Origin of the sequence: Achromobacter arsenitoxydans SY8 (assembly GCF_000236785.1) — a bacterium.
GTDB classification, from domain to species: domain Bacteria; phylum Pseudomonadota; class Gammaproteobacteria; order Burkholderiales; family Burkholderiaceae_B; genus Achromobacter; species Achromobacter arsenitoxydans.
In genome coordinates, this window is sequence record NZ_AGUF01000047.1 from 15,317 (window position 1) to 28,265 (window position 12,949).

General features: G+C 67.6%; 11 protein-coding genes. 8 read left to right on the forward strand and 3 right to left on the reverse strand.

Features of this window, described 5'->3' with window-relative positions; genetic code table 11:
• Positions 1 to 18: 18 nt before the first annotated feature.
• Positions 19 to 927, reverse strand: a complete 909-nt coding sequence (locus KYC_RS12865) for a helix-turn-helix transcriptional regulator (protein WP_008162797.1) — start codon at positions 925 to 927, stop codon at positions 19 to 21.
• 177 nt (positions 928 to 1,104) lie between these two features.
• Between KYC_RS12865 and KYC_RS12870 the strand changes: the two genes are divergently transcribed.
• The 8 genes from KYC_RS12870 (at position 1,105) to KYC_RS12905 (ending at position 8,734) form a co-directional block, all read left to right on the forward strand.
• The gene (locus tag KYC_RS12870; protein ID WP_008162800.1) at positions 1,105 to 1,578 is read left to right on the forward strand and encodes a DUF4863 family protein; all 474 of its coding nucleotides are present in this window, start codon (positions 1,105 to 1,107) and stop codon (positions 1,576 to 1,578) included.
• 83 nt (positions 1,579 to 1,661) lie between these two features.
• Positions 1,662 to 3,221 (forward strand): benzoate-CoA ligase family protein, encoded by a 1,560-nt coding sequence (locus KYC_RS12875; protein ID WP_008162802.1) that lies wholly within the window; start codon positions 1,662 to 1,664, stop codon positions 3,219 to 3,221.
• Positions 3,218 to 4,042 (forward strand): alpha/beta fold hydrolase, encoded by an 825-nt coding sequence (locus KYC_RS12880; protein ID WP_008162804.1) that lies wholly within the window; start codon positions 3,218 to 3,220, stop codon positions 4,040 to 4,042. The genes KYC_RS12875 and KYC_RS12880 overlap by 4 nt, the downstream gene beginning before the upstream one ends.
• 55 nt (positions 4,043 to 4,097) lie before the next feature.
• The gene (locus KYC_RS12885; RefSeq protein WP_008162806.1) at positions 4,098 to 5,258 is read left to right on the forward strand and encodes an ABC transporter substrate-binding protein; all 1,161 of its coding nucleotides are present in this window, start codon (positions 4,098 to 4,100) and stop codon (positions 5,256 to 5,258) included.
• Between the two features lie 31 nt (positions 5,259 to 5,289).
• Positions 5,290 to 6,171, forward strand: a complete 882-nt coding sequence (locus KYC_RS12890; protein ID WP_008162807.1) for a branched-chain amino acid ABC transporter permease — start codon at positions 5,290 to 5,292, stop codon at positions 6,169 to 6,171.
• Positions 6,172 to 6,211: 40 nt separating this feature from the next.
• The gene (locus KYC_RS12895) at positions 6,212 to 7,270 is read left to right on the forward strand and encodes a branched-chain amino acid ABC transporter permease (RefSeq protein ID WP_008162809.1); all 1,059 of its coding nucleotides are present in this window, start codon (positions 6,212 to 6,214) and stop codon (positions 7,268 to 7,270) included.
• Positions 7,263 to 8,024, forward strand: a complete 762-nt coding sequence (locus KYC_RS12900; RefSeq protein WP_008162811.1) for an ABC transporter ATP-binding protein — start codon at positions 7,263 to 7,265, stop codon at positions 8,022 to 8,024. The genes KYC_RS12895 and KYC_RS12900 overlap by 8 nt, the downstream gene beginning before the upstream one ends.
• A complete protein-coding gene (locus KYC_RS12905) occupies positions 8,024 to 8,734 on the forward strand; it encodes an ABC transporter ATP-binding protein (RefSeq protein ID WP_008162812.1) in 711 nt (236 codons plus the stop codon). Before KYC_RS12900 ends, KYC_RS12905 begins: the two co-directional genes overlap by 1 nt.
• Here KYC_RS12905 and KYC_RS12910 read toward each other — a convergent pair.
• Both KYC_RS12910 and KYC_RS12915 read right to left on the reverse strand, forming a co-directional pair.
• Positions 8,731 to 10,290 carry an acetolactate synthase large subunit gene (locus KYC_RS12910; RefSeq protein WP_008162814.1) on the reverse strand — a complete coding sequence of 520 codons (1,560 nt, stop codon included), beginning with the start codon at positions 10,288 to 10,290 and terminating at the stop codon, positions 8,731 to 8,733. The two genes, KYC_RS12905 and KYC_RS12910, sit on opposite strands and share 4 nt — an antisense overlap.
• A gap of 201 nt (positions 10,291 to 10,491) precedes the next feature.
• Positions 10,492 to 12,900, reverse strand: a complete 2,409-nt coding sequence (locus tag KYC_RS12915; RefSeq protein ID WP_008162815.1) for a TonB-dependent siderophore receptor — start codon at positions 12,898 to 12,900, stop codon at positions 10,492 to 10,494.
• Between the last annotated feature and the right edge of the window lie 49 nt (positions 12,901 to 12,949).

The following is a 12,949-nucleotide window of genomic DNA, read 5'->3' on the forward strand; positions in this document are numbered from 1 at the left end:
GGAATCGGGATCGGCTGGCTACAGCGGCAGGCCGCAGGCCTTGCGCACCTGGGTGCGCAGTCCGGCAAAGCTCTCGGAGACTTCCAGATTGCTGGTGACCCAGGTGAGGTCCGCCTTGGCGTAGAAGGCTTCGCGGCCGGCAAGAATGCGCTTGAGATCCGCCATGGCCTCGTTGTTGCCGGACATGGGCCGGAAGTCGCCCTGCGCCATGACGCGCTCCATGTGCTCTTCAGGCGTGGCGCGCAGCCAGACCGTGTAGCAGTGGGTCAGCAGCAGATTCAGGGTGGCGGGTTCCGACACCAGGCCGCCGGGCGTGGCCAGCACCATCTCGGGGTAGATCTGGACGGCCTCTTCGAGCGCCCGCCGTTCGTAGCGGCGGTAGGCGTTGGGCCCGTAGAGATTGTGGATTTCAAGAATGCCGCAGCCGGCCACCCGCTCGATCTCGCGGTTGAGCTCCACGAAGGGATAGCCCAGGTCATCGGCCAGCATCTGGCCCAGCGTGGACTTGCCCGCGCCGCGCAGCCCGATCAGCGCCACGCGCTGCGTGCGGTTGGGACGCTGCGCCCCCGCGCCCACCCCGAACAGCTGGGACAGGGCTTCGCGGGCGCGTTGCAGATCGGATTCCGTGCGGCCGCTCAGCAGCTCGCGGATCAGCAGCCAGTCGGGCGATTCCGTGGTGACGTCCCCCACCAGTTCGGCCAGCGCGCAGTTGAACGCGCGGGCGATCTGCAGCAGGACCAGGATGGACGCGTTGCCCACGCCGTGTTCCAGATTGGCCAGATGGCGCTCGGATACGCCCGTCGCCTGGGACAACCCCTTGCGCGTCATGCCCCTTATGGCCCGAAGACGGCGCACGCGCTCGCCCAGCGCCACCAGGAAGGCCTCGCGCCGGGGTTCGACAGGCGCCGCGTCTAGCGCTTGATTCATGGTTCAACTGACTCCGCAAAAACCCTGATTACGACTCTTTTATGCACTATAGTGCTTGACCCAAGTCAAAGGAAGCACTATTTTTCCATCCATCGAGTCCAAAGCCGTTCAGGTGCAAAAAAACAGCAGTCGAATTCACTGACTTCTGGAGCGCCGACAGTGTAAAGGAGCAGCCGGGTGAGCACGCCAGACCAATTCCATGCCCTGATGCGCGACGTCACGCGCCTGACGGCCGGCCAGCCGCTGGATGCGGCGCTGCAGGCGCAGCTCAATGCGCAAGCCGGCCCGGACAGCGCCCTGTTCCAGGACATCTTCGCCGCCTGTAGGCAAGGCGTGGCCGACGGCTGGATGTGCGGCCGTGAAGGCGGCGGCATCCGCTACGGCCGGGTAATCAAACCGGCGCCCGACCTGGACGGCTGTTCGGTCGACGTCGTCGACATGGACGACCTGGCCGGCCCCCACCACGCCCATCCCAACGGCGAGATCGACATGGTCATGCCGCTGACCAATGACGCCCGCTTCGACGGCCATGGCGCCGGCTGGCTGGTCTATGGGCCGGGGTCCAGCCACAGCCCCACCGTATCGCGAGGCCGCGCCCTGGTGCTCTACCTGCTGCCGGGCGGCGCCATCGAATTCACGCGCCCCGGCTAGCGCCCGCGCGCCCCGGAACCGCCCTGCCGCCCAACAACAAACACAGGCATGGCATCCGACCACCAGGACATCAGGAGACAACCGTGAACGCCTGCCCCGCCGAACTCAACTTCGCCAGCCATCTTGCCGCGCTGAACGCGCCGCGCGCCGCCAAGCCTGCCTACATCGACGACACCCGCCAGCTCAGCTATGGCGAACTGGCGGAACGGGTGGCCCGGATGGCCGGCGCCCTGCGCCGCCTGGGCCTGCGGCGCGAGGAACGCATCCTGCTGCTGATGCACGACACGGCCGACTGGCCGGTGGTGTTTCTGGGCGCGCTGCATGCCGGCGTGGTGCCGGTGGCCGTGAACACCCTGCTCACCCCGGACGACTACGCGTACATCATTGCGCACAGCCGCGTGCGCGCCATTTTCACCTCCGGCGGCCTGCTGCCCGCCGTGCAGGCCGCCCTGGCCCAGGCGCCGGCGGACGTCGAACACATGGTCGTGTCGCAGCCCGCCGGCCCTCTGCCCGACGGCGCGCACGAATTCGAATCCCTGCTGGCCGGCTCGCCGCTTGCGCCCGCGGCGCGCACGCTGTCCGACGAGATCGCTTTCTGGCTGTACTCGTCCGGGTCCACCGGCAAGCCCAAGGGGGTGGTCCACACCCACGGCAACCTGTGGCACACGGCCGAGCTCTACGCCAAGCCGGTGCTGGGCATCCAGGAAAGCGATGTGGTGTTCTCGGCGGCCAAACTGTTCTTCGCCTATGGCCTGGGCAACGGCCTGACCTTTCCGCTGGCGGTGGGCGCCACCGTCGTGCTGATGGCCGAACGCCCCACGCCGCAGGCCGTGTTCCAGCGCCTGACCCGGCACCGCCCCACCGTGTTCTACGGCGTGCCGACGCTCTACGCCAGCATGCTGGCCTCGCCCGACCTGCCGCCGCGCGAACAGGTGTCGATGCGGGTCTGCACGTCGGCCGGCGAAGCCCTGCCGCGCGACATCGGCGAACGCTTCACGCGCCACTTCGGCTGTGAAATCCTGGACGGCATCGGCTCGACCGAGATGCTGCACATCTTCATCTCCAACCGCGCCGGCCAGTTGCGCTACGGCACCACGGGCAAGCCCGTGCCCGGCTACGAGGTCCAGCTGCGCGACGACAACGGCGCGCCCGTCGCCCCCGGCGCCATCGGCGACCTGTACATCAAGGGCCCCAGCGCTGCGCTGATGTACTGGAACAACCGCGACAAGACGCGCCAGTGCTTCCTGGGCGACTGGCTCAAGAGCGGCGACAAGTACGTCTGCGACAACGACGGCTACTACACCTACGCCGGGCGCAGCGACGACATGATCAAGGTCAGCGGCCAGTACGTGTCGCCGGTCGAAGTCGAGAACATCCTGATCCAGCATGAAGCCGTGCTGGAGGCCGCCGTCATCGGCGTGCCGGACCACGACGGGCTGGTCAAGACCAAGGCCTATGTGGTGCTGCGCGAGGGCTTCGAACCCGACGCCAGCACCGGCGCCGCATTGCAGCACTACGTAAAGCAGCACCTGGCGCCATTCAAGTACCCGCGCCAGATCAATTTCCTGGAGGAACTGCCCAAGACCGCCACCGGCAAGATCCAGCGTTTCCGGCTGCGCCAGCTTGAAGAGGCGACGCTATGACCACGATCGTCGACACCGAAACCGTCTTTGCGCGCATCCATGCGCGCGGCCGCGACATGCAGCTGGAATGTCTTTGGATCACGCCCGAACGGCGCGAGTCGCCGCTGCTGGTCTTTCTGCACGAGGGGCTGGGCTCGGTGTCCATGTGGAAGGATTTTCCCCAGCGCGCGTGCGCGGCCGCCGGATGCCGCGGGCTGGTGTATTCGCGCTACGGCTACGGGCGGTCCACGCCGCGTCCGCTGCGGGAACAGTGGCCGGTCGACTTCATGCACGGCGAGGCGCGCGAGGTCCTGCCCGCACTGCTCACCGCGCTGGACGTGGATGCCGTCGCCGACAAGCCGGTGCTGTTCGGCCATAGCGACGGCGGCTCGATCGCGCTGCTCTATGCCGCCATGCACCCGGACGCCGTGGCCGGCGTGGTGGCGGCAGCGCCCCACATCTTTGTCGAGGACGTGTCCGTCGAGAACATCGGGCTGGCGCGCCAGGCCTACGTCGATTCGGATCTGCGCGCCCGGCTGGGCCGGCATCACCAGGACGTGGACTCGGCCTTCTGGGGCTGGAACGACATCTGGCTCAAACCCGAATTCCGGCGCTGGAACATCGAAGACTACCTGCCGCGCATCGCCTGCCCCCTGCTCGCCATCCAGGGCACGGGCGACGAATACGGCACGCTGGAGCAGGTGCGCGGCATCCGCCGCCGCGCGCCCCAGACCGAACTGCTGGAGATCCCGGACTGCGGCCATTCGCCGCACCGGGATCAGCCCGCCACCGTTGTCCAGGCCGTCGCCAACTTTGTCGGCGCGCTGGGAAAACCCGGTTGACTCCGGGCCTGTCCGCAGGCCTGGCGTCCGCCCATAACAAGCACGGAGACAAACCATGAACCACGCCCTGACCCGGGCTGCGCTGGCCGCAGCCCTGACGCTCGCCGCAAGCGGCGCGCAGGCCGCAGACAAGATCAAGGTCGGCTTCATGCTGCCCTACAGCGGAACGTTCGCCGCGCTCGGCAACGCCATCGAGAACGGCTTCAAGCTGTATGTGGCCGAACAGGGAGGCAAGCTGGGCGGGCGCGAAATCGAATACTTCAAGGTGGACGACGAGTCCAACCCGGCCAAGGCGGCGGAAAACGCCAACCGCCTGATCAAGCGCGACCAGGTGGACGTGCTGATCGGCACCGTGCATTCGGGCGTGGCGATGGCGCTGGCCAAGGCCGCCAAGGACACCGACACGACACTGATCGTGACCAACGCCGGCGCCAATGCGATCACCGGTCCGCTGTGCGGCCCCGGCATCTTCCGCACGTCGTTCACCAACTGGCAGCCCGCCTACGCGATGGGCCCGGTGGCGTACGCCAAGGGCCACAAGACCGCGGTGACGATCACCTGGAAGTACGCGGCGGGCGACGAGGCCATCGGCGGCTTCAAGGAAGGCTTCGAGAAGGCCGGCGGCAAGGTCGTGCGCGAACTGAGCCTGCCCTTCCCCAACGTGGAATTCCAGTCGCTGCTGACCGAGATCGCCGCGCTCAAGCCCGACATGGTCTTCACCTTCTTCGCCGGCGGCGGCGCCGTGAAGTTCGTGCAGGACTATCACGCGGCCGGACTGGACAAGACGATCCCGCTGTACGGATCAGGCTTCCTGACCGACGGCACGCTGCAGGCGCAGGGCGCGTCCGCGCAGGGCCTCCTGACCACGCTGCACTATGCCGACGGCCTGAACACGCCGCGCGACAACGCCTTCCGCGCCGACTATTCCAAGGCGTACAAGATGCCGCCGGACGTCTACGCGGTGCAGGGCTATGACGCGGCCCAACTGATGCAGTCGGGCCTGGCCGCCGTGAAGGGCGACTTCGGCAAGAAGGAAGCCTTCCGCAGCGCCATGCGCGGCGCGACCGTGGACAGCCCGCGCGGCACGTTCACGCTGTCGAAGGCCGGCAACCCGGTGCAGGACATCTACCTGCGCCGCGTCGACGGCCTGGAAAACAAGGTCGTGGAAGTCGCCGCGAAGAAGCTGGCCGACCCCGCCCGCGGCTGCAAGCTGTAGCCACTGAACCGCGTCCGCCAAGGGAGGCCCCATGGACATCAGCATCCTGCTCATACAGAGCCTGAACGCTTTCCAGTATGGCTTGCTGCTGTTCCTGGTGGCCAGCGGGCTCACGCTGATCTTCGGGATCATGGGCATCATCAATCTTGCCCACGGCAGTTTCTACATGATCGGCGCGTACATGGCGTTTGCGCTGGGTCCGCTGGTCGAACGCTGGCTGGGCGGCGGGTTCCTGGCGACGCTGCTCGTCTGCGTGCTGGCTGCCGCCGTGCTTGGCTATCTGCTGGAGGCCGCGTTTTTCAGCTACCTGTACAAGCGCAACCACTTGCAGCAGGTGCTGATGACCTACGGCCTGATCCTGGTGTTCGAGGAGCTGCGCAGCATCCTCGTCGGCAACGACGTGCACGGCGTGCCGCTGCCGTCCTGGCTGAAGGGCAGCATTGCATTGGGCGACGTGATGACGTATCCCGTCTATCGGCTGTTCATCTCGGCCGTGGGCATCGCGGTGGCGCTGCTGTTGTACTGGGTCATCTCGCGCACGCGGCTGGGCATGATGCTGCGCGCCGGCGCCAGCAACCGCGAAATGATCAGCTCGCTGGGCATCGACATCAACAAGCTCTACCGGTTGGTGTTCGCGGCGGGCGTGGCGCTGGCGGCGCTGGCCGGCAGCATCGCCGCGCCCGTGTCGTCCGTCTATCCCGGCATGGGCAACGGCGTGCTCATCATCTGCTTCGTGGTGGTCGTGATCGGCGGCATCGGGTCGATCCGCGGCGCCTTCCTGGCCGCGATGCTGGTGGGATTTGCGGAAACCTTCGGCCAGGTGCTGTTTCCCGCCGCGGCGGGCGTGCTGGTGTACCTGCTGATGGCCTTCATTCTTCTGTGCAAGCCCGAAGGGCTTTTCAAACAGGGCTAGGGCCTGTTGACACTAAAGGGACCCTCGCATGCGCTCGCCTATGCTGAACCGACTCCTTCCCCTTGCCACGCTGATGGCGCTGGCCGCCTTTTACTGGAGCGGCAGCGACTACTACACCGGCCTTGCCATCAAGATCATGATCTACGGCATCTTCGCGCTCAGCCTGCAGTTGCTGGTGGGCGGCGCGGGGCTGGTCAGCCTGGGGCACGCGGCCTTCTTCGGCATCGGCGCGTACGTCGCCGCGCTGCTGTCGCCCGAATCCGAGGCGGCCAGCCTGTGGTGGCTGCTGCCGGCCGCCCTGCTGGCGGCGGCAGCGTATGCCGCCATCACCGGCGCGCTCGCGCTGCGCACGCGCGGCGTGTATTTCATCATGGTCACGCTGGCGTTCTCGCAGATGGCGTACTACGTGTTCCACGACACCAAGATCGGCGGCGGCAGCGACGGCATCTACCTGTACTTCCGGCCCGCGCTGTCGCTGGGCGGCTGGACGCCCTTCGATCTGGGCGATGCCGCCGCCTTCTACTTCTTCGTGCTGGCCTGCCTGGCGGCGTGCTGGGGCTTCCTGGCGCTGCTGCGGCGCTCGCCGTTCGGCGCGGCCCTTGCCGGCATACGCATCAACGAACAGCGCATGCGCGCGGCTGGCTACTCGACCTACCCGTACAAGCTCGCCGCCTACGTCGTCGGGGCCACGCTGGCCGGCCTGGCGGGCTTTCTCTTTGCCCTGAAGGACGGCTTCGTCACGCCGGAACTGCTGGCCTGGGAACAATCCGGGCTGGTGCTGCTGATGGTGATCCTGGGCGGCATGGGCAGCCTGGGCGGCGCCGTGCTGGGCACCGTCGCCATGGTGCTGCTGCAGGAACTGTTCCAGTCGCAGGAGTTGTTCGGCGACTATGCGCGCCACTGGCACCTGCCCCTGGGCATCGCCATCATCGCGCTGGTGGCCTTGCTGCCCAACGGGCTGGCCGGCCTGCCCGCCCAGTGGCGCGAACGCCGCGCGGCCCGCGCGGCGGACAGGAAGACCGAGGCCGGCGCGCCCGCGCGCGCCGACGCCAAGCCCGCGGCAGCCCGCCTGCCCCTCCAGGGAGAACGCCATGTCTGACCTCTTGCTGGCCGCGACGGCGGTCACCCGGCGCTTCGGCGGCCTCACGGCGGTCAACGGCGTGTCGCTAGGCTTGCGGCGCGGCGAAGTGCATGCCGTGATCGGCACCAACGGGGCGGGAAAATCCACGCTGATCAACATCCTGTCGGGCGAGCTGGCGCCCACCAGCGGCCAGGTCATGCTGGGCGGCCGCGACATCACCGCCTGGCGCCAGCCCGAACGCGCGCGGGCCGGGCTGGGCCGCAGCTACCAGCGGTCCACGATCTTTCCCGAACTCAGCGTGTTCGAAAACTGCCGGCTGGCCGCGCAGGCGGGCCGGCAGCGCTTCTGGCACTGGTGGCGCGACGCCGCCGCCTGCCGGCGCAGCGCCGAATTGGCCGCGTCGGCACTAGAGCGTACGGGTCTGGCCGACGACGCCCGGCGCACGGCCGGCCTGCTGCCGCACGGCCGCAAGCGCCAGCTCGAAATCGCCATGTGCCTGGCGGGCGAACCGCAGGTGCTGTTGCTGGATGAACCGCTGGCCGGCATGGGCCCCGAGGAAACCGACCGCATCCTGGACCTGCTGCAGACGCTGAAGGCCGGCCACGCGATCCTGCTGGTCGAGCACGACATGGATGCCGTGTTCCGCATCGCCGAGACCATTACCGTCATGGTCAACGGCACGGCGATCGCCAGCGGCGCGCCCGCGGAAATCCGCGGCAACGCCGAGGTCCGCACCGCCTATCTGGGCGAAGACGAACTGGGAGGCCATTGATGCATGCGCTGATCGAAGCGGGCGGCTTGCATGTCTACTACGGCGCCAGCCACGTGCTGCGCGGCGTCGACATGCACATCGCGCCCGGCGAATCCGTCGGCCTGGTGGGCCGCAACGGGATGGGCAAGACGACGCTCATCCGCAGCCTGATGGGCCACGTAAAAAGCGCGCAGGGCAACGTGCGGGTGCGCGGCAGCGACTGCACGCACGCCCAGCCCCACGCCATCGCGCAGATGGGCGTGGCCTACGTGCCCGAGGGACGCGGCATCTTTCCCAACCTGAACGTGCGCGAAAACCTGCAAGTCGCGGCGCGGCCCGGCAGGCGGGCCGGCGAGGACTGGACCTACGCGCGGGTGCTGGACACGTTCCCGCGCCTGCGCGAACGGCTGGGGCACGGCGGGCAGCAATTGTCAGGCGGCGAGCAGCAGATGCTGGCCATCGGCCGCGCCCTGATGACCAATCCGGACCTGCTGATCCTGGACGAGGCCACCGAGGGCCTGGCGCCGCTGATCGTGGCGGAGATCTGGAAGATCATCCGCCAGATCCGCGCCACCGGGATGTCCACGCTGATCGTGGACCGCAACTACCGGGCGGTGCTGGAACACACCGACCGGTGCCTGGTCATGGAAAAAGGACTGATCGTGCAGGACGGCGACAGCGCGTCGCTGGCCCGGGAACCCGAGCAATTGACGCGCTATCTGGGGGTTTAGATCACCGCTTCGATCAGGAACGGGCCGCGGCGCTTCAGGCCGTCGGCCAGCGCGCGCGCGAAGCCCTCGACCGTATCCACGCTGACGGCTTCCACGCCCATGCCGCGGGCCAGGTGGGTCCAGTCCAGGTAGGGCTCTTCCAGGTCCAGCATGCGGCGGGCGTTGCGGCCCGGCTCCACCACGCCCACGTTCTTCATCTCGCCGTGCAGCGTGGCGTACGACCGGTTCGCCAGGATGATGGTCAGGCAGTCCAGGTTTTCGCGCGCCTGCGTCCACAGCGCCTGCAGCGTGTACATGCCGCTGCCGTCCGCCTGCAGGGTCACGACCTTGCGGTCCGGGCAGGCCACGGCGGCGCCCGTCGCCATGGGCAGGCCGATACCGATGGCGCCGCCCGTCAGCATGAGCCAGTCGTGCGGCGCGCTGCTGACGCTGTAGAGCGGGAATTCACGGCCCTGCGTGATGGACTCGTCGCAGACGATGGCCTGTTCGGGCAGGGTGTGCGCGACCAGGATGTTGACGGCTGCGCCCGTCAGCTTGCCCGCTGTCGGCACTTCATAGGCGGGAGCCGGCGCGGTCAGGCGCGGGGCGTCCGCGGCGATGCCCAGTTCGTCGGCCAGCCATTCCAGGGCATGCGGCAGGTCCTGGTCGGCCGTGGCCAGCACCAGCTGGTTGCTGTCCTGCGGGGCCAGCAGGCTGGGCTTGCCAGGGTAGGCAAAAAAGCCGACGGGCGACTTGGCGCCCGCCAGCACCAGATGCTTGACGTCCTTGAGCTTGGCCACCGCCAGGTCGATCGGGTAAGGCAGGCGGTCCACCGGCGTGCGCGAGCCGCCGCGCTCGATCCGGCGGTTCGAGGTTTCCGACACCAGACGCACGCCCGTGGCGCGCGCGATGCGGCCGGCGGCGTTCAGGGCGCGCTCGCGCAGCGCGGCGCCGCCCAGCATCAGGACGGTCGTCTCGCCGGAACGGATGGCGGCGGCGGCCGCGCGGACGGCTTCGGCGGTGGTCTGGGTCAGGGCGGCATCCCTGGCCACGACGGGCGGGGGGAAGTTGTCCGGCAGTTCGGTCCAGGCCGTGTCGGCCGGCAGGATCAGGGTGGCGATATTGCCGGGCGCGCGCCGCGCCACGCCGACGGCTTCGGCGGCGTCCGCGGACAGGGCCGCGGCGGTCATGGTGCGCTTGACCCAGTGCGACATGGGACGCGCGACGCCTTCCACATCGCTGGTCAGCGGGGCATCGTATTGCACGTGGTACGTGGCGTGGTCGCCCACGATGTTGACCATCGGCGTGCGCGCGCGCTTGGCGTTGTGCAGATTGGCCAGGCCGTTGCCCAGGCCCGGGCCCAGGTGCAGCAGCGTCGCCGCAGGCTTGTCGGCCATGCGCGCATAGCCGTCGGCGGCGCCGGTCACCACGCCTTCGAACAGGCCCAGCACGCAACGCATCTTCGGTTTGCGATCCAAGGCCGCCACAAAGTGCATTTCCGATGTGCCCGGGTTCGCAAAGCAAACGTCCACATCATTGGCAAGCAAGGTATCGCAGAGGCTGTCGGCGCCGTTCATCGTGTTTCCCTGGTAGTTATCAATGGCAGTGAGGGACGCATGCGCGTCCCGCCTGACGGACATGATAGGGAGCCTGGAGGAAACGGGATAGAGCCATTTCAGCTTGCGCGCATGGAACCATTCCCCCTGGGGTTCCGTCTGCCGGAACAAATCAGGGCGCCGCCCGGGAGCGAACCTGCCGCCCCGGGGCTCTCTCGCCGGTCAGAACGTGGCGCGCAGCGCCAGGCGGAAGGAGCGCGGCGCGCCGAAGTAATTGAAGTAGTCGGTATTGCCCACCGACTGGTAGTAGTGCCGGTCGAAGAGGTTGTCCACATTGAACTGCACCGCCAGGTTCTTGTTGACGTCGTAGACCGCGTGCAGGCCGACCAGGGTGTAAGCGCCCTGCGAGATCTTGTAGTCGACCCCGCCCGAGCTGCCGTCGTTGTAGATGCCGCTCTGCGCATAGACCGAGCCGCCCACGCGCAGCTTGTTCCATTGGTTCGGCAGGCGGTAGTCCGTGGACACCTTCAGCAGATGGCGCGGAAAGGTGCTGGCGAACGTCTGGCCGGCCTGCGGCCCCTGCGCGTATTTGGATTGCGTGTAGGTATAGCCCAGGCTGACGTTCCAGGCCGGCGTGATGGCGCCGTTGATTTCGAAGTCCACGCCGCGGCTGCGCACCTTCTCGGCGGCGCGGTAGCAGGAAAGGACGCCCGGCGGGCACAGGTCGATGTCGTAGATCCGGTCGGCCCGGCCCTTCTGGTCCGTCTGGAACAGCGCCAGCGCGGTGTTCACCCGGCGGTCCATGAACTCGCCCTTCAGGCCGATCTCGTAGTTCTGCCCTGTCATCGGCGGCAGCACGCCGCCGTCGACGCCAATGTTCTCCTGCGGCTTGAAGATTTCGGTATAGCTGGCGTAGGCCGACAGATTTTCATTCAGATCCTGCACCACGCCCGCATAGGGCGTGACCTTGCCGCGCTGCTCATAGCGGCTTTCCGTGCGCACGGTGGTCTGCGCAAAGCGGTCGTATTCGAACCAGCTCATGCGCGCGCCCAGCAGAAAGGTCGTGCTGTCAGTCAGGCTGAAGCGGCCGGCGGTGTAGATGCCCTGCTGCTTTTGCGTAATGTTGTACTGCCACATGTCCACGTCCAGCCCGGTCGGCGCTGGCGGATTGAAGGCGCCCAGGTTGTTCATGTCGACCAGATAGCGATAGCTGGCGTCGCGCCCGCCGTGATAGTCGAAGTCGTCCTTGCGCGTGGAGGCGCCCACCACCAGCTCATGCTGGCGGCCCAGCAGCTGGAACGGGCCGGACGCGTAGGCGTCCAGTCCCCACTGCGTATCGTTGAAATGGAAGAGACGCGGGTTCAGCGTGAAGAGGTCGCCGGTGGAGCGCTGCGTGTAATTGCCCAGGAAGTCCGACTTGGCGGACAGCCAGGTCCCTGCCAGCGTGACCTTCCAGCCGTTGTCGAATTCGTGCTTGATGTCGGCAAACAGATTGGTGTTGCGCTTGTTCACGTAGTTCCAGTCGCCGACCAGGGCCGTCTTGCGCGACATCGGGTAGAACGAGCCGTCGGCCCGCGTCGGCAGCCCGGACCAGTCGTAGCCCTGGTTGCGGTCCTTCTGGTAGCTGAGACCCGCCGTCACCGTGGTGGCGGGCGTGATGTCGGCCTCCAGGATGCCGTAGAAGAGCGTGTTCTCCTTGCCCGCCTGTTGCTGGAACCCGCCCGAGTTGGTGTAGGCCGTTACGGCGCGCCCGCGCAGCGTTTTCGCCTCGTTCAGGGGCGACGACACGTCGAGCATCGTGCGATAGTCGTCCCACGAGCCCGCCGACAGCGTCATGACCCCCGTCGTCTCGTAGCCGGGCCGCTTGCGCACCATGTTGATGGAGGCCGCCGGATTGCCCGCGCCTTCCAGCAAACCCGTGGCGCCGCGCACCACCTCGATCCGGTCATAGATCTCGGTCGTGGGCTTGTTGATGGCGTCGAACGAATACGGATTGTTGATGTTGACCGGCACGCCGTCGATCTGCAGGTTGTCGATCTGCTGGCCACGCGCCTGATACGTCGAACGCTCCGAACCACTCTGCACCACCGATATGCCGGTGGTCGCCTGCATCACATCGTCCAGGTTCCGCATCGACTGGTCGTCCATGCGCTGGCGGGTCACCACCGTGACCGACTGCGGCGTCTCACGCTGCGACAGGTTCAGGCGCGTGGCGCTGTTCGTCACCCGCACTGCGTAGGTGCCGCTGGTATCCACGGGCGGCAAGAGGCCGGACACGGTGACCGGCGCAAGCGTCGTCGTCTGGGCGCCCGGCGCGCGCCGCAAGGTCAGCGTGCCGTCCGAGGTCCGCGCAGACTCCAGGCCGCTTCCCGCCAACGCGGCGCGCAACGCCCCATCCGTCGTGTAGACGCCTTGCACGGCAGGGGCATTCAGGCCGCGCACGAGCTGCGGATCGTAGGACACCACGGTCTTTGTAAGCCGTGCAATCTCGGTCAGCGTGGCATCCAGGCTGCCGGCGGGCAGGTCGAACGCGATAGGCGCCCGCGGCTGGGCTTGGACGGGCGTGCCAAGGCTGGATGCCGCCAGGACCACGGCGACACTCAGGACATGGGGAACGGGCAAAACGCGCATGAAGATCTCCGATACGTTGCGCACAGCGATATGTAGACATGTGCCGCGA